Raw genomic sequence first — 20,565 nt, 5'->3', positions numbered from 1 at the left:
AAATAGCACACACGGGAAGCGCCTTGACGGGCGGTGCGTCCTACCGTGCGGCCATGGACCTTTTCTCGCTGCCCCGCCTGGGGGTCGTCGTGCCGCCGGAGAACCCCACGGCGGAACCCGAGTTCAACCAGCTGCTCGGGGCCGGAATGAATGTGCACACCGCCCGCTTCCCGGTGACGCCCGGGGCCGGCCTCCGGGAGATGCTGGAGACGTACAACGCGGTGCTTCCCGACGTGCTCGGCAGCTTCGGCGCACTGCGGCTGGACGCCACCGTGGTCGCGTGCAGCGCCTCGCACTACCTGCTGGAGCCGGAGGGCGACCGGGCCTTCTGCGAGGAGCTGTCCGAGCGCGCCGGGGCGCCGGTGCACTCCTCCACGCAGGCGATCCTCGCGTGCTGCGAGGCGCTGGGGGTGGACCGGCTGACGCTCGTCTCCCCGTACGAGCCGTGGCTCACCGACACCTCCCGCGCCTTCTGGGAGCAGGCCGGCCTCACGGTCGACGGGGTGGTGCTCGTCCCGGCGGAGGAGGCCGCGACCCCGGGCGGTCAGGCCCGGTTCGACCCCTACGCGGTGACGACCGGGGCGATCCTGCGGCGCATACGGGAGCGGGAGCTGCCCGCGGACACGGCCCTGCTGTTCACAGGGACGGGCATGGGCACCCTCGCCGCCCTCACCGAGCTGGCCCGGCAGGACCCGCCCCGGCCGCTGCTGACCTCGAACCTGGCGTCGGCCTGGTGGGCGCGGCGGGCGGCGGGGGCGAGCGGCGGGGCCCACCACCCGCTGCTGCGGCGGCTGGAGGAAGCGGCGGCCTGACGGCGGCCGGCGTTCGGCGGGCGTCCCGCCGACCGGGCGGACGCCCGCCCGGCCGACGGGCCCCAGGCCCGGAGGTGGGCGTCTTCCCGTCCGACGGGACCCACGGCCGGCCGGCGGTTTCCTCTCGGCCGACGGACGCCCGCTCGGGCGGTGGGCGTCCTCTCAGCCGGCGGAGGTCTCCGGCATCCGCCAGGCGTGGCCCATGCGGTAGCCGACGCCCCTGACCGTGATGATCCAGCCGCCGGAGCCGAGCTTCGCGCGGAGGCTGCTCACATGCGTGTCGATCGTGCGGCTGGTGTGCCCCCAGTCGCTTCCCCAGACCCGGGCCATGAGTTCTTTCCGCGTCACGACCGTCTCCGGAGTGGCCGCGAGGGTGTACAGCAGCTCGAATTCCTTCGACGTGACATCGATGAGGCGTTCGTGCAGCCGCACTTCCCGCAGATCCGGATCGATATGCAGATCGTGCAGGGAAATAGCGGCGGGAAGGGCCTGCCGGGGCCGGGTGCGGCGCAGAACCGCTTCGATGCGGGCCCCGATCTCCCGGAATCCCCAGGATTTCATCACGCAGTCGTCCGCGCCCGCATGCAGTACCAGGACCCGTTCGCATTCCGCTTCGGCGTCGCTGACCGCTATCAATGCCGTGTCCCCGCCGTTCCGCAGGGCCCGGCACAATTCCAGGCCGTCGATGTCGGGCAGATCCAGGGAGAACAGCACCAGATCCGCGGAGCCGTACGCCCGTAACGCCCGTTCCCCGCTGGAGACACCGTGGGCGGTGAACCCCTGCCGTCGTAGATCGCCGACCACGGCCGCGGCTGCGGAGGCGTCCGGCTCCACCACGAGTACCCGTCTCATCTGCCCCACCTCTCTCCTCGGTCCCACGTCAGTGGGAGGCGCCGGTCAGCGCGGCGGCCGGGACCCGGCGCGTCGGTGCCCCGGGCGACGCGGTCGCGGCACCCGCACCGGCACCCGCACCGGCACCGGCACCGGCGCCAGGACCTGAACCCGGACCGGAACCAGGGCCCGGATACAGGCGCTGGTGGACGTAGGCGGCCGACGCCATGGTCATGTGGTGGTGCCAGCCGGGGAAGGAACGGCCCTCGAAGTCGAGGACCCCGAACCGCTGGCCCAGCACGGCCACGGCCGACAGCGCCGAGGTGTGGCTGCGCGCCAGCCGCAGGATCTCCTCCACCCGGTGCTCGGTGAGCGTGGTGAGCCAGTAACGGGACGGCTGCCGGCCGTCCGGGTCGGGTCTCTCCAGCACACGGTAGGCGCGTCCGCCCCCGTCGTCGCCGTGGGCGCTCCGGGGTGTGGTCACCGTGCCCGCGTAGGTGTGGACCGGTACGGCACGGACCCGGCCGTCGGGGGCACGCCCGAGCAGGACATGGGTCTGCCGGGCGTGCCGCGTCTCCATGAGCGCGCTGACACCTGTCACAACGGGCGAGTGAGCTCCCGCGGAGAGCACGTGATGATCGGGCGGGACCTCGCACACCACGTCCGCCCGCTGCCGGGCGAGACCCGCGAGGACCCCGGCCGCCTCGGGGCACCGGGTGAGGTCCAGCACCCAGGGGACGCGCGGCAGCCGGGGCTGTGCCGCGATCTCGGCGGCGTACCCGGTGACGTGGTCGGCGGGGGTGCGTCCGGCCTCGGAGCCGGGGATGCGCGCACGGCGCCGGCGCTCCCGGTCCGAGTCCCACGTACGGTCGAGCAGCAGGCTCCAGCCGACCGGATAGCTCCGGCCGCCCGAGACGAGGAAGAAGACCAGCGCGCGCTGGCAGTTGACGGTGCGTCCGGTCGCCGGGTCCACGCGGCGGTGCACGCCCACCGAGTGCTCGCCGCGCTTGGGGATGATGAGCTCGGCGACGGTCCAGGCGTGCGGGGCCGTCCGCTCGGCGACCAGCCCGGTGAGCCGGTGGCGTACCGGATTCCAGTCCCACGGGCTGGCGTTGATGAACTGGTGGAGACCGTGTGCCGCGGCCGGGGGCAAGGGCTTCGTCAGCGCCATGCGGCGGGGCGTCTTCTTGCCCGACGCGTGGATCAGGGCCCACAGGTACGCCTGGGCCCAACGGCGCTGCTCCGGCCGCCGGAACGCCCGGAAGATCTCGTCCATGAACGTCCGCATGCACGCGCCCTCGCCCGGCATCGCCGCGCGCACCTCAGTTGACGACATGAAACGCTACGCCCCCTCGATACTCGTCATCGCTCGCACCCGAGTGGATACATGGCACATCAGTACGGGGTGAAAGTACCGTCCGTGGCGGAATTTGCCCGGGTCGGCCGCCGATTTTGCAAGTTCGCTGTCTGACCTGCGTAAACGCGCTGCGTAGGGGCGAGGGCGGGGGTCATGTCTGGGCGGAAAACCCGCTTTTACCCGGGTGGAACCCTGCCCGGCGGGCGTCCGGTGAAGTGTCAACAAATCATGAACATGCCCCGGGGACGGTCCCCGGGAGCGTTTCCCGGGACCGTCCGCGAGGGGAGGGGGACCGCCGGAGTACGGGGGAGGGGTGTCCTCCGGCGGTCGGTCTTCAGGCTGCCGCGACCGGGGCTCCCTCCGCCCCGGAGGCGGTCTCGGACTCCGTCCCGGACGAGGACTCGGCCACCGGCCGGCGGGCGGGGAAGCCCGCCCGGCGGGCGTAGAGCACGACCGCGATCACCGGCAGCAGGAGCAGCAGGACCGCCCAGGGGAAGGACTCGCTGCCGAGGGTGTCCAGGAGGATGCCGCCGACGATGCCGCCGCCCGCCATCGCGACGTTCCAGAGGGTGACGAGCATCGCCTGCGCGGCGTCGGCGGAAGCGCCGCCCGCGTCGCCGACGGCGGTCTGGAGCAGGGTCGGCACCCCGCCCCAGCCCAGTCCCCACAGCACCGCGGCGACGTAGACGAGGGCGGTGGTGTCGGAGAGGACGGCCAGGACCAGCGAGGCGACGGCGACCAGCAGCGCGCCGCCGACGGTGAGACCGCGCAGCCGCCGGTTGATCTGCGCGCCGACGATCCAGATGCTCGCCAGCGAGGCGGCTCCGAAGACCAGCAGGATCAGGCCGGTGGAACCGCCCAGGCCCAGGTCTTCGAGGTAGGTGGCGATGTAGGCGTACAGGATCGTGTGGGCCAGGACGAAGACCAGCGTGACGAAGAGGACCGGGGAGACCCCCGGGATCTTCAGGGTCGGCAGCAGCTTCGGCCGCGCGCCGCGCTCCTGGCCCGGGAAGTCCGGTACGGCCGCGAAGATCCACACCAGCAGGACGACGGTGAGCGCCGTCATCGACAGGAACGCCACGCGCCAGCCGAGCCAGTCGCCGAGGAACGTACCGGCGGGCACGCCGAGGGAGAGCGCTACGGGGATACCGGCCATGGCGACGGCCATCGCCTTGCCCTGGAGGTGCACGGGGGCCATGCGGCGGGCGTACCCGGCGAGCAGGGCCCAGGCGAGGCCGGCCGCGACACCGGCGACGAACCGGGCCACCATCGTCAGCTCGTAGACGGACGAGACGGCCGTCACGGTGTTGGCGAGGGCGAACCCGCCCATGGCCGTGAGCAGCAGCTTCTTGCGCCGCCAGCCCGCGGTGGCGGCGGTGAGCGGGATCGCGGTCAGCGCGGTGCCGATCGCGTAGACGGTGACCGTCTGGCCGGTCGCGGACTCGCTCACCCGCAGGTTCCCGCTCATCGCGGGCAGCAGCCCGGCCGGGAGGGTCTCGGTGAGGCTGGTGATGAAGACGGCGGTGGCGAGGGCCAGCAGCGCGAAGAGCGGAAGCTTCTGCTGATCCTCGCCCGCGTTCGTCGGGTCCGGTGCCGCGGGGGCGGCGGACGCCGTGTCGGGTGCGGTGCTCATGAGGTGTGCTCCTGGTTTCCGGATGGGTGGTGGAGGACGGACGCGGGGACGGTGGCTGGACGGAGGGACGGAGGGAGGGGGAGGCGGAACGGCGGCGGGAGAGCGGGACGGAGAGGCCGCGGGCCGGTGTGCGGCGGCGGGCGCGGGTTCACGGGCGGCCGAGGCCGCCGTCGACGGGGAGCCGGGCCCCCGTGGTGAACGTCGCCTCCGTGGCGAGGAACAGCGCGGCACGCGCCACCTCCTCGGCCGCCCCGAGCCGCCCCAGCGGCGGCAGGGGCACGGCGGCCGAGCCCGGCGACTCGATACAGCCCGGAGCCACCGCGTTGACGCGGATGCCCCGCGAGGCGAGTTCCGCGGCGAGCGCCCGCACGGCGTCGGGACACGGGGTGGGCGCGGTCAGCACGATCGAGCCGCCGTCCGCGAGGTGCGGCAGCAGGGGGCGCGCGGTGGGGATCGCGTCGGCGAAGAGGAGATCGACGCCACCGGCGGGGAAGCCGGACCCGCCGCCCCCCGCCAGGGCGGCCGACACGGCCGACGGTGTGACGACGCGGGCGGCGGAGCCGAGTTCGGCGACCGCGTGTACGCGCTCCTCCTCGGTGCGGGCGGTCAGCAGGACCGTCGCCCCGCCCTCCACGAGGCGCTTGGCGATGGCCAGCCCGATGCCGGTCGCCTCACCGGCGACCAGGGCCTTTCTGCGCGCGTACTTGGTCATGGTCGCCGCTCCCTCCGGGCCGCCCGTTCCCCGCCGGTGGAACAGGGCCACCGGCGGGGACGACTCTGCGCCCGGGCACTTCGGGAAACCTTCGGGAAAGCTTCGGACGACCGACGGACCGGGCGGTGCGGCCGGGCGCGACCGGGCAGGGCCGGGTGGGAACGGGCGGCGGGACCACGCGCGATGGTGGCCGATCCGGTGCCGGGGCGGCCGATGGGCCGGAGCGCCGGTCCGAGGGCCCTGTACGGTGGCCACCATGCGGTTTGGGGTGCTCGGGCCACTGGTGGTGTGGGACGGCGAGGGACGGGAAGTCAGGGTCCCCGAAGCCAAGGTCCGGGCCCTGCTGGCCGATCTGCTCGCGCACGACGGGGCCCCGGTCTCCACCGACCGCCTCATCGACGACCTGTGGGGCGACGCGCCCCCGGGCAGGCCGTCGGGCGCTCTCCAGGCCAAGGTCTCCCAACTGCGCCGGGTCATCGGGCGTGACCGGGTGGTCCGCCAGCCCCCCGGCTACCGGCTGCGGCTCGACGGGGACGGCGACGAGGTGGACGCCGAACGGTTCCGGGCCCTGGTGAGGCGGGCCCGCCCGGTCCGCGACCCGCGCGCACGGGCCGCACTGCTCACCGAGGCCCTGGAGCTGTGGCGAGGACCGGCGTACGCGGACTTCGCGGACGGCCTCTTCCTACGGGCGGCTGCCCAACGCCTCGCGGAGCAGCGGCTCTCGGTGCTGGAGGAGCAGGCGGAGGCGCGCGTGGAGGCGGGGGACCACGCACTCCTCGCCGGGGAGCTCGCCGACCTCGTGGCGCTCCACCCGCTGCGGGAACGCCTGCGCGCCGTCCAGATGAGAGCCCTGTACGCGGCGGGCCGCCAGAGCGAGGCGCTCGCGTCGTACGAGGAGCTGCGCACCCGGCTGGTGGGGGAGCTGGGCGTCGACCCGAGCCCCGAACTGGCCGCCCTGCACGGGGCGGTGCTGCGCCAGGAGCCGGGGCTGAGCGCGGGTTCGTACCCGGCGGTCACCGGCCCCGCCTCAGCCCTGGCTGCCGGTTCTGGGCCGTCTCCCTCCCCGGCCGCCGGTCCTGCCCCCGCGCCGGTCCGGGCTTCATCCCCGGCCGCCGCCCCGGCTGCCGGCTCCGTGTCGGCTCCCTCCTCGGACGCCGCCCCGGCCCCGACGCCACACCCGGCCGCCTCTCCTGCGCCTACCTCTGCCCCGGCTCCGACGCCGTCCTCGGCCGCCGCTCCTGATCCTGCTCCGACGCCGTCCTCGGCCGCCGCTCCGGGTCGGCTTCCCACCTCGGGCCCCGCTTCAGCCCCGGCCCCCGACGCGACACGCGCCCCGGCCCCCGACGCGACACGCGCCCCGGCCTCCGGCCCGGCCCCTGTCCCGGCCCCCGCACCCGTCCCTTCCAACCTCCCCGTCCCCCTCACCCCCCTCGTCGGCCGTCGGCAGGCGCTCGCCGACCTGGCCCGACTCCTCGCGGACGCACGACTGGTGACCCTCACCGGGCCCGGCGGTGTGGGCAAGACCCGGCTGGCCGTGGCGGCGGCCACCACCGAGCGGGACGGAGCCCGCCCCGGTGAACTGGCCGACGGCGCCTGGCTCGTGGAGTTCTCCGGCATCCGCGCCGGGACCCCCGCCGACCTCGCCCAGGTGGTCGCCGCCACCCTCGGCATCCGCGACGACGCCCCGAGCTCGCTGCCCGGCACCGGGTCCGCCACGCCCTCCCTCCCGCACCGCCTAGCCGCCGCCCTGCGCGACCGGCGCACCCTCCTCGTCCTGGACAACTGCGAGCAGGTCGTCGACGCGGCTGCCGAACTCGCCGAGCTGCTCCTGCGCACCGCCCCCGGCCTGCGGGTCCTCGCCACCGGACAGGAGGCGCTCGGCCTGGCGGGCGAGGCGATGTTCCTGGTCGAGCCCCTGCCGCCCGCCGACGCCGTCCGGATGTTCATGGAGCGCGCTGCCGCCGCCACCCCGGGCTTCCCCCGCGACCCGGAAGCACCGGCCGAGCCCGAACGCCGGGCCGTCGCCGAGATCTGCCGCCGCCTCGACGGCATCCCGCTGGCGCTGGAGCTCGCCGCCACCCGCGTACGGGCCCTGGGAGTGCGGGAGCTGGCCGGGCGACTCAACGACCGCTTCCGGGTGCTCACCTTCGGACAGCGCGGCGCTCCGGCCCGCCAGCAGACGCTGCGGGCGGTGATCGACTGGAGTTGGGAGCTGCTCAGCGCGCCCGAACGCATCGTGCTGCGCCGCCTGGCCGCCCACAGCGACGGCTGCGACCTGGCCGCCGCCGAAGCGGTCTGCGCGGGGGACGGCGTGGCCCGGGACGAGGTGCTCGACCTCGTCACCCGGCTGGTCGACCGGTCCCTGGTGGTCGTGGTGGACGGGCCCGTCGGCCCCCGCTACCGGCTCCTGGAGTCCGTCGCCGCGTACGCGACCGAGCGGCTCCACGAGATGGAGGACCTCACCGCCGTACGGGACCGCCATCTGCGCCACTACCGGGCGCTGGCCGAGGAGGCCGAGCCGCGGTTGCGCGGGGCCGGGCAGCGGCCCTGGCTGGCCCGGCTGGACGCCGAGGCCGGCAACCTGCGGACGGCGCTCGACGAAGGGGTGCGCAGGGCGGCGGCGGGGGAGCCGGCGGAGGCGGTCCGGCTGGCCACGGCACTCGCGCGGTGGTGGCTGCTGCGCGGCCGGCTGACCGAGGCCCGCCGGAGCCTGGGCGCGGTGCTGGCCGTGACGGACGGCCCACCCGAACTCGCCCTCCTGCACACCGCGTTCGCGCTGCTCACGGGAGATCCCGCGGCAGTGGCGGCCACGGCGGCCGGCCCCGGACCCGGCCCCGGTACGGACACGGCCCTCGTCGCCGCGGCGATCCCCGACCCCGTGCGCCGGGCCCGGGCGCTCTGGCTCTGCGCGTACGGCCTGTTCAGCGCGGGTGACGCGGCGGGGAGCGGGGAGCTGAACGCCCGGGCCCTGTCCCTGTTCACCACGGCGGAGGACTCGTGGGGCATCGCAGCCGCCCTCGGCCTGCGCGCGATGCTCGCGCTGGGCTCCGGCGACCTCGACGGTCTCGGTCGCGACGGTACGCGCAGCGCCCTGATCTTCCGCGAACTGGGCGACCGGTGGGGCGAGTTGCAGACCGTGTCCCCGCTCGCCGCGCTGGCCGAGATCAAGGGAGCGTACGAGGACGCCGAGCGCCGCCAGCACGAAGGGCTGCGCCTGGCCCGGGAGTGGGGGCTGGAGGCGGAAGTGTCCGCGCGGCTCTCCGGGCTCGGCCGGCTCGCCCTGCTCGCCCGCGCCTGGGACCGGGCCCGTGAGCTGCACGAACAGGCACGCCGGATCGCCGCCGAACAGGGGTACAAGTACGGCGAGATCCACTCCGAGATGGGCCTCGCCCTCGGGGCCCGCCGCTCGGGCGACCTCGACGGGGCCGAGCGGCACCTGCTGCGCATCCGCGACGGCCACGCCGATGTCTCCTCGCGGGCGGGCGACCATCTGCTCCGGGCCGAGCTCGGCTTCGTCGCCGAGCTGCGGGGCGACGCGCACGGGGCGGCCGCCCACCACCTGGCCGGCCTGGAGATCGCCCGCGCCCTCGCGGAGCCCCGCGCCCTGGCCCTCTCCCTGGAGGGCCTGGCAGGCGCGGCCGCGCTGCTCGGCGACGCCCCCGCCGCCACCCGGGCGGCCGTCCTGCTGGGCGCGGCGGCGGCGGCCCGGCGACGGGCCGGGGCCCCGCTGCCGCCCGCCGAACGCGCCGACGTCGACCGTGTCACCGCCGGGGTCAGGGCCACGCTGGGAGCGGACGCGTTCACGGAGGCGTACGGGAGGGGGGCCCGGCTGGACCCGGAGGAGGCCGTGCGCCGGGCCGGCGGATCCCTTCCGGGACGCTGACCGACACACGACCGAAACAGACCCGCGCGGTCCCCGAAGCAGTGCGCTGACCGGTTGGAAGCACGGCTCGCGGACGCTGGGGGCGTACCCGACCTCCGGTGTACATGAGGTGGGGAGACCCGTGCTGTGCAGAGCACCCGGAAGGGCGGCCCGGGCCCGCGTGAGGCGTCGGCCCCCGGCGAGGCGTCGGGCCGCCGTGAGGCGATGGGCCCCGGTGAAGCATCGGGCCGCCGTGAGGCGGTGGGCCCCGGAGAAACGGTGAGCGCCTACGAGGCGGTGGCGGGCCAGGAGCCCCCGGGCGTCCACGGCCCGACGGTGGACGCCGGCCCGCGCGGCCTCCGCCGACCGGGCCGGCTGCTCGCCGTCGTCGCCGTGCTGTGGGCCGTACCGATGGCGCTGCACGCGTGGGTCCCGAACACGGGGGTCAACGCGGGGAGCCTCCTCCAGACACTCCTGCCCTGGACCGGCCTCGGCGTGCCCCTCCTCCTCGTCCTCGCCGCCGTACGCCGGTCCCGGACCGCGGCCGTCGCGGTGCTCGCGCCCGCCGTCGTCTGGGCCACGATCTTCGGCGGCGCGCTCACCGACAAGCGCTCGGGCGGCGGCGGCCTGACGGTGGTCAGCCACAACGTGAACGAGGGCAACACCGACCCGGCCGGCACCGCCCGCTCACTCGTCGGGGCGGGCGCGGACATCCTGGCGCTGGAGGAGCTGTCCGACGCGTCGGCGACCGTCTACTCCCGCGAACTGGCCGCCGCCTTCCCGCACCACGCGGTGATCGGCGGGGTCGGCATCTGGAGCAGGTACCCGCTGTCGGACGTGGAGGCGGTGCCGATCATGCCGTGGACCCGCGCGCTGCGCGCCACGGCCCGGACCCCCGACGGGCCCGTCGCCGTGTACGCGGCCCATCTGGCGTCGGTACGGGTCTCGGCGGCCGGGTTCACCACGGACCGGCGCGACGCGGCGGCCCGGGAGCTCGCCGCCGCGCTCCGGGCGGAGCCCGCGCCCCGGGTCGTACTGCTGGGCGACTTCAACGGAACGTACCTGGACGGCGCGCTGGCCCCCGTGACCTCGCAGCTGCGCTCCGCGCAGCGGGAGGCGGGCGACGGCCTCGGGTTCACCTGGCCCGCCGCGTTCCCCGTGGTCCGCATCGACGACGTGCTGGTACGGGGGATGACCCCGCGCGCCGCCTGGACCCTGCCCGCCACCGGCAGCGACCACCTTCCGGTGGCGGCCACGCTGGGCCCGTGACCCGCTACGCCGCCCGCCCCCGACTACGATGCGAGCGACCGATGACCTCGAACGCCCAGGTAGGCAGCGTGTCCGAAGCCCGGGGCCCGGCCCCTGTCAGCGTGCTCGTGGTCGAGGACGACGCCACGATCCGCCGCGCCGTCCAACTGGCCCTGGAACGCTACGGCTACCGGGTCGACGTGGCCGCCGACGGGCTCGACGGCCTGGAGGCCTTCCGGGCAGGCGCGCACGACCTGCTGATCCTCGATGTGATGCTGCCCGAGCTGGACGGCATCGGCCTGTGCCGGCGGATCCGCGAGGAGAGCCCCGTCCCGGTCCTGATGATGTCCGCGCGGGGCGACGCCCTCGACGTGGTCGCGGGCCTGGAGGCGGGCGCCGACGACTACGTGATCAAGCCCGTCGACACCGGCGTCATGGTCGCCCGGATCCGCGCCCTGCTGCGCCGCGCCACCTTCCGCCCGGACCCGGAGGGCCCCGCGGCCGCCGGCAGTTCCGGCCGGGCCGACCACGTGCTGGTCTTCGGCGACCTCAGCGTGGACACCCTCGGCATGGAGGTGAGCCGGGCCGGCGAGCCCGTGTCGCTGACACCGACCGAGCTGCGCCTGCTGCTGGAGTTCGCCGCCGCGCCCGGCTCGGTGCTCGACCGCCGCCGCCTCCTGCGTGAGGTGTGGGACTACGGCTGGGAGGGCGACACCCGGGTGGTGGACCTGTGCGTGCTCCGGCTGCGCAAGAAGATCGGCAGCGGACGGATCGAGACCGTCCGCGGCTTCGGCTACAAGCTCGTCCGCGGCTGAGCGGCCGACGCACCCGATGGGCTTCCTCAACCCCCGCGCCCTGCGCTGGAAGATCGCCGCACTGGCAGCCGCCGCGTGCTGCGCGGTCGCGGCCGTGGTCGGGTTCCTCGTGCACGACGCGACGCGGGAGCGCGGGCTGCGCCTCGGCCACGACCGGACCCTCACCCGGCTGATCGCGGCCGAGCGGGAGTTCGACCGTACGGGGAAGGCGCCGGCCGACATCGACGTACGGACCAGGGCCGAGCTGCCGGAGGCGCTGGCGCGCGACCTCGCCGAACGCCGCCCCGCCACCGACGGCGGGTACGCCACCTGGTACGACGTGGACCCGCCCAACTGGTACTGGATGTGGGGCGCCGCGGCCGTCGGCGACGACCGGATCCTCGTCGTCCGGGAGGACATGAGCGCCGAGGTCCGGAGCCTCCAACTGCTCGACCGCAGCATCGCGAAATCCGTTCTCGCCGCCCTCGTCTTCGTCGTCCCGCTCGCCGCCCTCGCCACCGAACCGATCAACCGGCGGCTGCGCCACGGAGCCCGTACCGCCCGCCGGATCGCCGACGGCGACCTGGACGCGCGGATCGGCTCCGCCGGGCGGGCCCGCGACGAGATCACCGAGATGTCGGCGGCCGTCGACGACATGGCCGGCGCCCTCCAGCAGAAGCTGGAGACCGAGCGGCGCTTCACCGCCGACGTCGCGCACGAACTGCGCACCCCGCTCATGGGCCTGGTCACCGCCGCCGGGCTGCTGCCCGACGACGACGAGGCGACCGGTCTCGTACGGGACCGGCTGCGGGCCCTGAACGCCCTGGTCGAGGACCTGCTGGAGATCTCCCGCCTCGACGCGGGCGTCGAACTGGCCCGCCTCGACCCGGTTCCGCTGGGCGAGCTGGTCGCCGACGTGGTGCGGCGTACGGGCACGGACACCCGGGTCGACGTCGGGGCCGCCGAGGAGGTGGAGACCGATCCGCGCCGGGTCGAGCGGATCGTGGTCAACCTCGTCGCCAACGCCCACCGGCACGGCGCGGGCCCCGTCGAGGTGACCGTGACCGGGGCGCGGATCGCCGTACGCGACCACGGGCCCGGCTTCCCGTCCGACCTGCTGGAGCGGGGCCCGCAGCGCTTCCGCACCGGCGCGAGCGAACGCGGCCGGGGCCACGGTCTCGGCCTGACGGTCGCCCAGGGCCAGTCCGAGGTGCTCGGAGCGCGGCTGGCCTTCACGAACGCCCCGGACGGCGGGGCACTCGCGACCCTCGACCTGGCCCCGCGCCCGACCGCCTGATACGGAACCGATACGCACTCTCGCGGGAGCGGAAACGGTGCCGCACGGGTGCGGAAGAACGACTCCTCGAAGGTGACAGACGTACGGGAAACCGCACCGGTCACCTGGAGGAGCCCATGCCCGACACCCCAGCCGAACGTGCCCCAGCCGAACGTGCCCCCGCCGAACCTGTCCCCTCCCCGGCCGCCAGGAGCAGCTTCCGGATCCTCTCCCCTTCCCCTTCCCCTTCCCCTTCCCGCTCCCGCTTCCGACTCCGCCGCTCGGTCCTCGTACCGCTGACCGCGGCCGTGGCCCTCCTGGTCGGTACGGGCGGGTGGTACGCGGCCGGCGGCGGCAGCTCCACGGTCGGGCCGGCCCCCGCCGACGCCCCGGGCGAGAAGGTGGCGCCGCTCGCCAGGTCGCTGCACCTGCCCTGGCCGCGCGAGGGCCAGGCGAGCGTGACGGTCGAGGGGATCGGCAGCCTCGGCACCCGGGGCGAGCAGAAGCCGGTCCCGATCGCCAGCGTCACCAAGGTCATGACGGCCTACGTGATCCTCAAGGGCCACCCGATGCGGGCGGACTCCCACGGCGCCACCGTGGTCGCCGACCGGCGGGCGGCCGACGAGTCGTACTCCTCCGTCGAGACGACCGCCCCCGTGCTCGCGGGGAAGGAGTACACCCAACGACGGCTGCTGGAGCTGATGATGGTGCCCTCGGGCAACAACGTAGCCCGCCTGCTTGCCCGTTGGGACGCGGGCGACGAGGAGGCGTTCGTCGCGAAGATGAACCGGGCCGCCGCCGGCCTCGGGATGCGCGCCACCACGTACACCGGGGTGAGCGGCATGGAGACGAGTACGAGGAGCACGGCGGACGACCAGCTGCGACTGGCCCGCGCCGCGATGAAGGACCCGGTCTTCCGGCAGGTCGTGGCGACGGCCTCCGTCACGGCCCCGGGCGCCGGGGCGACCTTCCGCAACACCAACAAGCTGCTCGGGCGCGACGGGGTCATCGGCCTGAAGACGGGCTCCTCCACCCCGGCGGGCGGCAACCTCGTCTGGGCCACCACGCAGAAGGTCGCCGGAGCCTCCCGCCTGATCCTCGGAGTCGTCCTGCACCAGCGCGCCGGCACCGACCCCACCGAGGGCAGCGCCGCCGCCCACGAGGCCAGCCGCGCCCTGATCGCCGCGATCCGCGCGGACCTCCCGGCGGCGGCGGACCGGGCACGGGCGCCGGGGCGGGACCCACAATTCAGCGCAGGGTCTTCAGCATCTCCGCGGTGAACGGGGTGATGTCCGAGGTCCGCCCGCGCAGGGTCTTCGCCGCCCACTCGGGATCGGCGATCAGCGCCCGCCCGACCGCGACCATGTCGAACTCGTCGCGCTCCATCCGGTCCAGCAGCTGCTCGATGCCGGTGACCTTGGAGTCGTTGCCCTGGAAGGCGCTGAAGAAGTCGCCGTCCAGGCCGACCGAGCCGACCGTGAGGGTCGGCCGGCCGCTGATCTTCCTCACCCACCCGGCCAGGTTCAGGTCGGAGTCCTCGAACTCCGGCAGCCAGTACCGGCGGGTCGACGCGTGGAAGACGTCGACACCGGCCTCGGCCAGCGGAGTGAGCAGGGCGTCCAGCTCCTGCGGGGTCCGGGCGAGCTTCGCCTCGTAGTTGTCCGCCTTCCACTGGGACATCCGGAAGAAGAGGGGGAAGGCGTCGGAGACGGCGGCGCGGCAGGCCGCCACGATCTCGGCCGCGAAACGGGTCCGGGCGACCAGGTCGCCACCGTAGGCGTCGGTACGCCGGTTGCTGCCGGACCACAGGAACTGGTCGATCAAGTAACCGTGCGCGCCGTGCAGTTCGATGCCGTCGAAGCCGAGGCGCTCGGCGTTCGCCGCCGCGTCGGCGAAGGCGGCGATGACGTCGTCGAGGTCCTGCTGCGTCATGGCGCGCCCCTTGGGCTCGCCGCTCAGGGACAGACCCGAGGGGCCGACCGGCTCGGCGGCCGGTACGGGCCCGGCGCCTTCGGTGCGGGTGACGCCCACGTGCCACAGCTGCGGGATGATCGTCCCGCCCGCGCGGTGCACGGAGTCCGCGACGCCCGCCCAGCCCGCGAGCGCCGCCTCGCCGTGGAAGCGCGGGACGGCGTCGCTGGTTCCCGCGGACGCGTGGTCGACGTAGGTGCCCTCGGTGATGATCAGCCCGACGTCACCGGCGGCTCGCCGGGCGTAGTAGTCGGCCACGTCCTGTCCCGGAACGCCGTCCGGGGAGAACTGCCGGGTCATGGGGGCCATCGCGATCCGGTTGCGGCTGCTGAGCCCGCGGACGGTGAACGGGCGGGAGAGGATGTCCGCCGCGCGGGCTGCCGCGCCTGTCGGCGCGTCGTGGGCCGTCACGCCTGCACGTTCTGTCACTTCTGTCACGTCGGTTTCCTGTCGATAGCCGGGGGTGTCCACCCGGCCCCAACACGCCCGAGCCGCCCCGGCATCCCGGCACCGACCCCGACCCGGGCAAAGTCTGAGTAAAGAACGGAGTCTGCCTCCGGTGGTTCGGGCCCTCATCCGCGCGCCGCGCGGGGGTGGGTCTGTGACCCGAACCACTCGCGGGAGCCGATGAATTCACCGCTCGCCGCCGGTCATACCCCCGACGCCTTCCGGACGGGAAGGGCACGACAGACGGGACACCCCATGACCGACGCCGTGAAGGGCCCTGCCAGCTACTTCCCCTCGATCGAGAAGAAGTACGGCCGCCCGGTCTCCGAGTGGAAGGACCTCATCCGGACCTCTCCGCTGACCAGGCACATGGAGCTGGTGGCCTGGCTCAAGTCCGAACACGGACTGGGCCACGGGCACGCCAACGCCCTGGTCGCCCACACCCTCGCGGAGGGCGCGGGCGGTCCCCGCTGACCAGGTCTCCCGACGGCCCCGTTTGTCGCTGACAGCCTGCAACCGTGTCCCCGGACGGTAACCGAGGCATCCCACCGGGAGGTTCGCCTGTCTGGATGGGTGCACAGCAGGCGTGCACAGCAGGGGTGCGCGGCATCGGTGGAGACGGCAGAAGGGGCGGGCGGAGATGGCGAAGCACAAGGGAAGGGCATGGCACAGCCGGCTCCTCGCGGCGGCGCTCGGCGTGACGGCGCTGGCCGCCGCCACCTCCGTGTGGACCGCGCAGGCCGACACGACCGGGGGGCGTCCGACGGGCGGGGTCGCCTCGCCGGACGAGCGGGACCGGCCCGCCGCCAAGGTGGCGGCGGACATCGCGCACGCCTCGGACGCCGGGGACCGGGGCGTCAACATCACCATCGACGACGGACCGGACCCGGTCTGGACGCCTCAGGTGCTGCGCCTGCTGAAGGACGAGGGCGTGAAGGCCACGTTCTGCATGGTGGGCACCCAGGCCCGGGCGTATCCGGACCTGGTCAAGCAGGTCGTGGCGGACGGCCACCGGCTGTGCAACCACACCGTCTCGCACGACACCGCCATGGACACCAAGTCCGAGGCCTACCAGGCGCAGCAGATCCTGGACGCCGAGGCCATGATCGTCAAGGCGTCCGGGGGCGTCCGGTCGCAGTACTACCGCGCCCCGGGCGGCGCCTTCACCCCGTACAGCCGGCAGCTCGCCGCGTCCCACGGGATGCGACCGCTGGGCTGGAACGTCGACACCAAGGACTTCGAGCACCCCGGTGCGGACACCATGGTCGCCACCGTCAAGCGCGAGATCGCGGGCGGGCCGACCGTCCTCTTCCACGACGCGGGCGGGGAACGCTCCCAGACGCTGGCCGCTCTGCGCGAGGTCCTGCCCTGGCTGGCGGATCAGGGCTACTCCTTCGGGTTCCCCGTGCGCTGACCGAGCCCCCGCCCCTACCTGCCCCGGCCGTCATCGCCACGGTGGTGGGGCTGCTGCCCCGGAATCCGCGCCCACCAGTAGAGTTCGATGCTTGTTCGAATCGACGCGAGGTGGGGGGATGGATGGTGGGCGCACAACTGAGAGAGACGGCCCAGGAGTTGGCGGTCCTGCTGTGGCGGGAGCACACCGTGTACCGGGAGCGGTCCGGGGGGATGGTCATCCGGGGTGAGCACGTACGGCGGTGGATCAGCCTCGCTCCGGCGGGCGGCCGGGACGAGATTCTCGTACGCGCCGGTCGCATCCTGGACGGCGGCACCACCGCTCCGGCGCGTTCGGAGGCCGTGGTGCCTCTCTCCGCCGGTACGGGCGTGCTCGCCGCGGCCTGCCGGCGCCTGCTGGCCGACGCGGCGGCCGACGCGGCCCGTCCCGCCCCGGACCGGGCGGCCTCGGGGCGGACCCGGCGCCCCCGCCGATCCCGCGGATCCGCGCGACGGAACGGGCGGGGGAGGCACACCGGTCTCGGCTCGTGCGTGATCATCGTGTTCGTCGCCGGTCTGATCGCCCTGTTCGCGTACACCTCCGCCATGCACGGCTGACGGCGTACGGCCGGGGCCCCGTGCCAGGACGGCGCCGATCGGAGAGGTGGCGAAGCCCATCGAGAACCGGCCGCCGGCCGCCCGCCGACGGCGTCGGCCCGCGGCCGGTGCCGGCGCGGAGTCCCACACGTTCCTGACGCTGAGCTCGCTCGGGTCATCCGGCGGCGGTGGAGCGGACCCTCCTCGCGGCGGGGCACCCGCGGCGCCAAGGCGGCGGGGACAGGCCGGCCCGGGAGCCGTGACACCGGGAGAGCGGGCGGCCCCGGGCGACGGAGCACCGCCGGAGCGGCCGGCCCGGGCGACGTAACAACGCCGGAGCAGCCGGCCCGCTCTGACGGGAGCACCGTCAGAGCGGGCGGTCCGCGGTGAACCGCACATAGCGGAGGTAGGCGTCGCGGCTGTCCGACACGAACGTCCAGCCGGCCATCGCCTCCCTCAACCCCGCGGCCGACAGCCAGCCGTGCCAGGCCACTTCGGCCGGCTGCGGGCGGATCTCCTCCTGGCCCACGGTGGCTTCGTGCACCGCGAACCAGTACGGACCCAGCTCGCCCCGGCACAGGAACGTGAACAGCGGGCGGACGGCGGCCCGGACCCCCATCTCCTCCCGGAGCTCACGGACGGCCGCCTCCCCGTACGACTCACCCGCCCCCACCGCGCCGGCGACCAACCAGCTGTACTGGCCCGGGAACCGCGAACTCTCCTCGGGCCTCCGGTGCACCAGATAGCGGCCCTCCTCGTCCCGGCACAACACCATGGACATGCGATACAGCCACCCGGCCGCCACCGCCTCACTCCGGTCCACGACGCCGATGACCCGGTCATGCTCGTCGACGCGATCCACGAGTTCTCCCATGTCCCCCTGCTTCCCCTCTCCTGCCGCGTGCAACGTCCCGGCCGACGGACCGAGCGCCGCGGCACCACGCCGAGCGGCCCTTTGAGGAGATCCCCGCGACCGCCGCATCCCGCACATCCTCCAGCGCCGCGAGCGATGACGCGGAGCGGGAGCCAGACAGGGGTCCGCCATCGCCGGATGACAGGATGCCGGCCATGACCGCTTCGATCAGTGAGTCGTGGACGCGCATCGACAACTGGCTGGCCGAGCACGCTCCGGCCACCTACGCCGCACTGGCGCCACCCGCGAACCCGGCGGACATCGCCGCGGCCGAACGCACCGTCGGACGACCGCTCTTGAGGCCCATGGTGACGTCACTGCTGCGGCACGACGGCATCGTCGACCCGTCGTGCTCGCTGCTCCCCGGGTCCTACCGGCCGATGAGCGCACGAGAGGCGGCGGCTGACTGGCAACGCTTCACGCGCTTCCACGACAAGCGAACAGCGGACATGGAGGGAGAGGAGGTGGACCACGACTTCATGAGGACCGGCTCCAGCAGAGTCCTGTACGGCCACCCGCGGCTGATCCCTTTCGCGCGGGAGCCAGGCGGAGGCCACCTGCTCCTGGACCACCGCCCCGAGACCGACCGGGGGCGCGTCCACCAGGCCGAGGCGACGGAAGGTGTTCGGCGCGGATCACACGAGGCGTGGGCGTCCTTGCCGACGCTCATGGAAGCGATCGCCACATCGATCGAGACCAGCCAGCCCCTGGGCAACCACACGCCCGCAGTGGATGAGGAGCAGAGGCTCCACTGGGACGTCAGCCCCACGGGACCATCAGGTCCTTCCTCACCGTCAGCCGCCGCTGACCGCAGGGGGCCGTCCGGACTGCCGCACAACCGCTGAGAGCCTGCCGCGGCCACGGGCTGGCGTCCCACCGGGGCCCTGTCATCGCCGCGTGATCGACTTGGCCGCCCCGAGATCGAGGCGCATGACAGCGCGGAGCGCGGCCACGGCGGCGTCGAGCCGCTCCTCCAATTCCGCATAGGCCACGTCGCCGACCGAGGCACCCGCCGCGACCAGGTCCCGGGTGTCCCTCAGGACCACGAACGCGGATCGTGCGGCGTCCACGATCTCCGGTGGCGCCACGATGGCCAACTGGTGTCGGATCTCGTACGCGCCGGGCGCCAGGAACTCCTCGCGGACTCTCCGCGTCCGCTCGGCGGTCGGGGTGTCCTCCTGCGCGCACTCATGGAGGGCCGAGCGGATCCGTGAGAGGGCAGCGGTGTAGTCGGCGTACAGCTGCCGGCGCACATCGAGGTCCTGGCCGGCGCGGTCCCTGCGCCATCGGGCCCGATCGGCCAACAAGGTGGAGCCGACCCCGATCGCCGCACCAAGTCCCGTACTGACCAGCGGTATCCACTCCATGACAGGAAAGACTAGAACTTCGCCCTGCCGCCCGTCCGGTGGTCGGGGCTGAAGGGCAACGCGCAGTGCAGCCGACGAATGTGGGAGTAGGCGATCCCTCGTCGCAGTCTGGTGCGGTCAAGGGCGGGCTGAGCCGCAGGAGTGCGCATGAGCGACAGCCGGGTCACGATCAAGCGCACGACTGACGAGGCGTTGGTTCCGCCTTCACCGCGACCCTGCCGGTACTCCCCTGGCCGGAATGACTTCGTCCAGTAGACGCGAGCTTGATCGGCGTCGAGCCGGGGCTGCCAGAGGGAGTCGGAACCGGGCTACTCCAGCCGGCAGGCGGCTGGTCCCCTGTCTGGCCGCCGCCGGGTGAGTGGCTGTCGCGACGCGGCGCACGCGACTTCAGGAGCGTCGTGGCGGAGGCGGGCGGCCTGTGGCCTCGGACCGGTCCGGCTCGGCGCAGGGGCCGTCCACCGGGCCCTCAGGCCGGGTCCGCCGCGGTGACGTCAGCCGTACCAGAGTGAGCGTCGCCGCGAGGTACACCATCTGAATGACGGTGCGGGGGAGCAGCTCGTCCCACCACGGGAGGTTCGGCTCCGACAGCGCCCACACGGCGTTGGCGGGGAACACGGCCACGAGCAGGGTGCTCAGCCCCAGCCCCGCCCAGGGGACGAGTCTGCTCGCCAGCATGCCCAGTGCACCGGCGAGTTCGAGGATCCCGCTCACCGTGACCAGCAGCCCGGCGAAGGGCAGTCGGCTCGGGACCATGTCGATGAGCTCCGCGCGCATGCCGACGAAGTGGACGGTTCCCGTCAGCAGGAACAGAGCGCAGAGTCCTGCGCGAAGGGCGAGCTCAAGGCCCCGATCGCGGTGGAACCACATGGCGTTCGCCGCGAGAGTGACGCCGGACACGACGAGCAGGGTGATCAGAGGTTCCATGATGCTCCTCTCGACAGAACGGCCTGCGAGACGTCACAGCAGTGACTGCGCGCGGCGCATGGTGTCGGTATCGATCTCCTGGATCTGGACGACGACGCCGTCCGGATCGGTGACGCGGATGCTGCGCCCGAAGTCCTCCTCGACGAGTTCGTGCGCGTAGCCGGCGGCCGTGAGCCGGGCGGCGACATCCTCCAGCTTCTCGTCGGTGGAGAAGCCGAGTTCCACCGTCCCGGCCGGTCGGCCCTTGGAGACCGAAGCGTCGTGGAGCCCAACCGCACCGGCCCCCGCGGCGAGGTGCGCCCAGACCGGCACGCTTTCCTCGGAACGAAAGATCAGACCGAGCCCGGTGTAGAAGCTGCGGGACGCTTCGATGTCGGCGACATAGCGGATGGGCAGGACAGTGAGCATGCTCTCTCCTCGGCAGACTGC

Annotated in this window: 19 protein-coding genes; 10 read left to right on the top strand and 9 right to left on the bottom strand. The window is 74.0% G+C overall.

What is annotated here, in order from left to right; genetic code table 11:
- Positions 1-53 precede the first annotated feature (53 nt).
- Entirely contained in the window at positions 54-812 is a 759-nt protein-coding gene (locus DTB53_RS14350) for a maleate cis-trans isomerase family protein (RefSeq protein ID WP_012379924.1), read from the top strand.
- A 162-nt stretch (positions 813-974) separates the two neighbouring features.
- Here the strand turns inward: DTB53_RS14350 and DTB53_RS14345 are convergent, their stop codons facing one another.
- The 4 genes from DTB53_RS14345 to DTB53_RS14330 all read right to left on the bottom strand — a co-directional run bounded on the left by DTB53_RS14345 (position 975) and on the right by DTB53_RS14330 (position 5,345).
- Positions 975-1,664 carry a response regulator transcription factor gene (locus DTB53_RS14345; protein WP_003967610.1) on the bottom strand — a complete coding sequence of 230 codons (690 nt, stop codon included), beginning with the start codon at positions 1,662-1,664 and terminating at the stop codon, positions 975-977.
- A 28-nt stretch (positions 1,665-1,692) separates the two neighbouring features.
- Complete coding sequence (locus tag DTB53_RS14340; protein WP_012379922.1) at positions 1,693-2,979, bottom strand: IS701 family transposase; 1,287 nt, start codon at positions 2,977-2,979, stop codon at positions 1,693-1,695.
- A 355-nt stretch (positions 2,980-3,334) separates the two neighbouring features.
- A complete protein-coding gene (locus DTB53_RS14335) occupies positions 3,335-4,633 on the bottom strand; it encodes an MFS transporter (RefSeq protein ID WP_012379921.1) in 1,299 nt (432 codons plus the stop codon).
- A gap of 148 nt (positions 4,634-4,781) precedes the next feature.
- Positions 4,782-5,345, bottom strand: a complete 564-nt coding sequence (locus DTB53_RS14330) for an SDR family NAD(P)-dependent oxidoreductase (protein WP_012379920.1) — start codon at positions 5,343-5,345, stop codon at positions 4,782-4,784.
- A gap of 256 nt (positions 5,346-5,601) precedes the next feature.
- Here DTB53_RS14330 and DTB53_RS14325 point away from each other — a divergent pair, with 256 nt between their 5' ends.
- The 5 genes from DTB53_RS14325 to DTB53_RS14305 all read left to right on the top strand — a co-directional run bounded on the left by DTB53_RS14325 (position 5,602) and on the right by DTB53_RS14305 (position 13,805).
- Positions 5,602-9,228: an AfsR/SARP family transcriptional regulator gene (locus tag DTB53_RS14325; protein WP_012379919.1), complete on the top strand. Its 3,627-nt coding sequence runs from the start codon at positions 5,602-5,604 to the stop codon at positions 9,226-9,228.
- Between the two features lie 126 nt (positions 9,229-9,354).
- Entirely contained in the window at positions 9,355-10,476 is a 1,122-nt protein-coding gene (locus tag DTB53_RS14320) for an endonuclease/exonuclease/phosphatase family protein (protein ID WP_078562755.1), read from the top strand.
- A 41-nt stretch (positions 10,477-10,517) separates the two neighbouring features.
- Positions 10,518-11,270: a two-component system response regulator CseB gene (cseB, locus tag DTB53_RS14315; RefSeq protein ID WP_012379917.1), complete on the top strand. Its 753-nt coding sequence runs from the start codon at positions 10,518-10,520 to the stop codon at positions 11,268-11,270.
- Positions 11,271-11,286: 16 nt separating this feature from the next.
- Positions 11,287-12,546 (top strand): sensor histidine kinase, encoded by a 1,260-nt coding sequence (locus DTB53_RS14310; RefSeq protein WP_012379916.1) that lies wholly within the window; start codon positions 11,287-11,289, stop codon positions 12,544-12,546.
- 287 nt (positions 12,547-12,833) lie between these two features.
- Positions 12,834-13,805 carry a D-alanyl-D-alanine carboxypeptidase family protein gene (locus tag DTB53_RS14305; protein WP_012379915.1) on the top strand — a complete coding sequence of 324 codons (972 nt, stop codon included), beginning with the start codon at positions 12,834-12,836 and terminating at the stop codon, positions 13,803-13,805.
- On the opposite strand, the gene DTB53_RS14300 is transcribed toward DTB53_RS14305, so the two are convergent.
- Positions 13,774-14,907, bottom strand: coding sequence for an NADH:flavin oxidoreductase (locus DTB53_RS14300; RefSeq protein ID WP_012379914.1), 1,134 nt, complete (start codon positions 14,905-14,907; stop codon positions 13,774-13,776). The two genes, DTB53_RS14305 and DTB53_RS14300, sit on opposite strands and share 32 nt — an antisense overlap.
- Before the next feature lie 291 nt (positions 14,908-15,198).
- Between DTB53_RS14300 and DTB53_RS14295 the strand changes: the two genes are divergently transcribed.
- The 3 genes from DTB53_RS14295 (at position 15,199) to DTB53_RS14285 (ending at position 16,953) form a co-directional block, all read left to right on the top strand.
- Complete coding sequence (locus tag DTB53_RS14295) at positions 15,199-15,417, top strand: DUF4287 domain-containing protein (protein WP_003967597.1); 219 nt, start codon at positions 15,199-15,201, stop codon at positions 15,415-15,417.
- Between the two features lie 166 nt (positions 15,418-15,583).
- Positions 15,584-16,357 carry a polysaccharide deacetylase family protein gene (locus DTB53_RS14290; RefSeq protein ID WP_012379913.1) on the top strand — a complete coding sequence of 258 codons (774 nt, stop codon included), beginning with the start codon at positions 15,584-15,586 and terminating at the stop codon, positions 16,355-16,357.
- Between the two features lie 122 nt (positions 16,358-16,479).
- Positions 16,480-16,953: a hypothetical protein gene (locus tag DTB53_RS14285; RefSeq protein ID WP_042496651.1), complete on the top strand. Its 474-nt coding sequence runs from the start codon at positions 16,480-16,482 to the stop codon at positions 16,951-16,953.
- Between the two features lie 346 nt (positions 16,954-17,299).
- Here the strand turns inward: DTB53_RS14285 and DTB53_RS14280 are convergent, their stop codons facing one another.
- Entirely contained in the window at positions 17,300-17,806 is a 507-nt protein-coding gene (locus tag DTB53_RS14280) for an NUDIX hydrolase (RefSeq protein ID WP_012379911.1), read from the bottom strand.
- Positions 17,807-18,000: 194 nt separating this feature from the next.
- Between DTB53_RS14280 and DTB53_RS14275 the strand changes: the two genes are divergently transcribed.
- The gene (locus DTB53_RS14275; protein WP_042498484.1) at positions 18,001-18,690 is read left to right on the top strand and encodes an SMI1/KNR4 family protein; all 690 of its coding nucleotides are present in this window, start codon (positions 18,001-18,003) and stop codon (positions 18,688-18,690) included.
- 42 nt (positions 18,691-18,732) lie between these two features.
- Here DTB53_RS14275 and DTB53_RS14270 read toward each other — a convergent pair whose 3' ends face one another.
- The 3 genes from DTB53_RS14270 to DTB53_RS14260 all read right to left on the bottom strand — a co-directional run bounded on the left by DTB53_RS14270 (position 18,733) and on the right by DTB53_RS14260 (position 20,544).
- Positions 18,733-19,212: a hypothetical protein gene (locus DTB53_RS14270; RefSeq protein ID WP_012379909.1), complete on the bottom strand. Its 480-nt coding sequence runs from the start codon at positions 19,210-19,212 to the stop codon at positions 18,733-18,735.
- Between the two features lie 387 nt (positions 19,213-19,599).
- The gene (locus DTB53_RS14265; protein WP_012379907.1) at positions 19,600-20,136 is read right to left on the bottom strand and encodes a DoxX family protein; all 537 of its coding nucleotides are present in this window, start codon (positions 20,134-20,136) and stop codon (positions 19,600-19,602) included.
- A 33-nt stretch (positions 20,137-20,169) separates the two neighbouring features.
- Positions 20,170-20,544, bottom strand: a complete 375-nt coding sequence (locus tag DTB53_RS14260) for a VOC family protein (RefSeq protein ID WP_012379906.1) — start codon at positions 20,542-20,544, stop codon at positions 20,170-20,172.
- Between the last annotated feature and the right edge of the window lie 21 nt (positions 20,545-20,565).

Source organism: Streptomyces griseus, assembly GCF_900460065.1.
GTDB classification, from domain to species: domain Bacteria; phylum Actinomycetota; class Actinomycetes; order Streptomycetales; family Streptomycetaceae; genus Streptomyces; species Streptomyces griseus.
Note: the sequence above shows the minus strand (reverse complement) of the source record. Positions and strands in the feature narration are given on the sequence as shown.

What these genes read in the sequence shown, in the direction of transcription:
- DTB53_RS14350 (WP_012379924.1), top strand. Translation starts at nt 54, where the DNA reads ATGGACCTTTTCTCGCTGCCCCGCCTGGGGGTCGTCGTGCCGCCGGAG.
- DTB53_RS14345 (WP_003967610.1), bottom strand. Translation starts at nt 1,664, where the DNA reads ATGAGACGGGTACTCGTGGTGGAGCCGGACGCCTCCGCAGCCGCGGCC.
- DTB53_RS14340 (WP_012379922.1), bottom strand. Translation starts at nt 2,979, where the DNA reads ATGTCGTCAACTGAGGTGCGCGCGGCGATGCCGGGCGAGGGCGCGTGC.
- DTB53_RS14335 (WP_012379921.1), bottom strand. Translation starts at nt 4,633, where the DNA reads ATGAGCACCGCACCCGACACGGCGTCCGCCGCCCCCGCGGCACCGGAC.
- DTB53_RS14330 (WP_012379920.1), bottom strand. Translation starts at nt 5,345, where the DNA reads ATGACCAAGTACGCGCGCAGAAAGGCCCTGGTCGCCGGTGAGGCGACC.
- DTB53_RS14325 (WP_012379919.1), top strand. Translation starts at nt 5,602, where the DNA reads ATGCGGTTTGGGGTGCTCGGGCCACTGGTGGTGTGGGACGGCGAGGGA.
- cseB (WP_012379917.1), top strand. Translation starts at nt 10,518, where the DNA reads ATGACCTCGAACGCCCAGGTAGGCAGCGTGTCCGAAGCCCGGGGCCCG.
- DTB53_RS14310 (WP_012379916.1), top strand. Translation starts at nt 11,287, where the DNA reads ATGGGCTTCCTCAACCCCCGCGCCCTGCGCTGGAAGATCGCCGCACTG.
- DTB53_RS14295 (WP_003967597.1), top strand. Translation starts at nt 15,199, where the DNA reads ATGACCGACGCCGTGAAGGGCCCTGCCAGCTACTTCCCCTCGATCGAG.
- DTB53_RS14290 (WP_012379913.1), top strand. Translation starts at nt 15,584, where the DNA reads ATGGCGAAGCACAAGGGAAGGGCATGGCACAGCCGGCTCCTCGCGGCG.
- DTB53_RS14285 (WP_042496651.1), top strand. Translation starts at nt 16,480, where the DNA reads ATGGTGGGCGCACAACTGAGAGAGACGGCCCAGGAGTTGGCGGTCCTG.
- DTB53_RS14280 (WP_012379911.1), bottom strand. Translation starts at nt 17,806, where the DNA reads ATGGGAGAACTCGTGGATCGCGTCGACGAGCATGACCGGGTCATCGGC.
- DTB53_RS14275 (WP_042498484.1), top strand. Translation starts at nt 18,001, where the DNA reads ATGACCGCTTCGATCAGTGAGTCGTGGACGCGCATCGACAACTGGCTG.
- DTB53_RS14270 (WP_012379909.1), bottom strand. Translation starts at nt 19,212, where the DNA reads ATGGAGTGGATACCGCTGGTCAGTACGGGACTTGGTGCGGCGATCGGG.
- DTB53_RS14265 (WP_012379907.1), bottom strand. Translation starts at nt 20,136, where the DNA reads ATGGAACCTCTGATCACCCTGCTCGTCGTGTCCGGCGTCACTCTCGCG.
- DTB53_RS14260 (WP_012379906.1), bottom strand. Translation starts at nt 20,544, where the DNA reads ATGCTCACTGTCCTGCCCATCCGCTATGTCGCCGACATCGAAGCGTCC.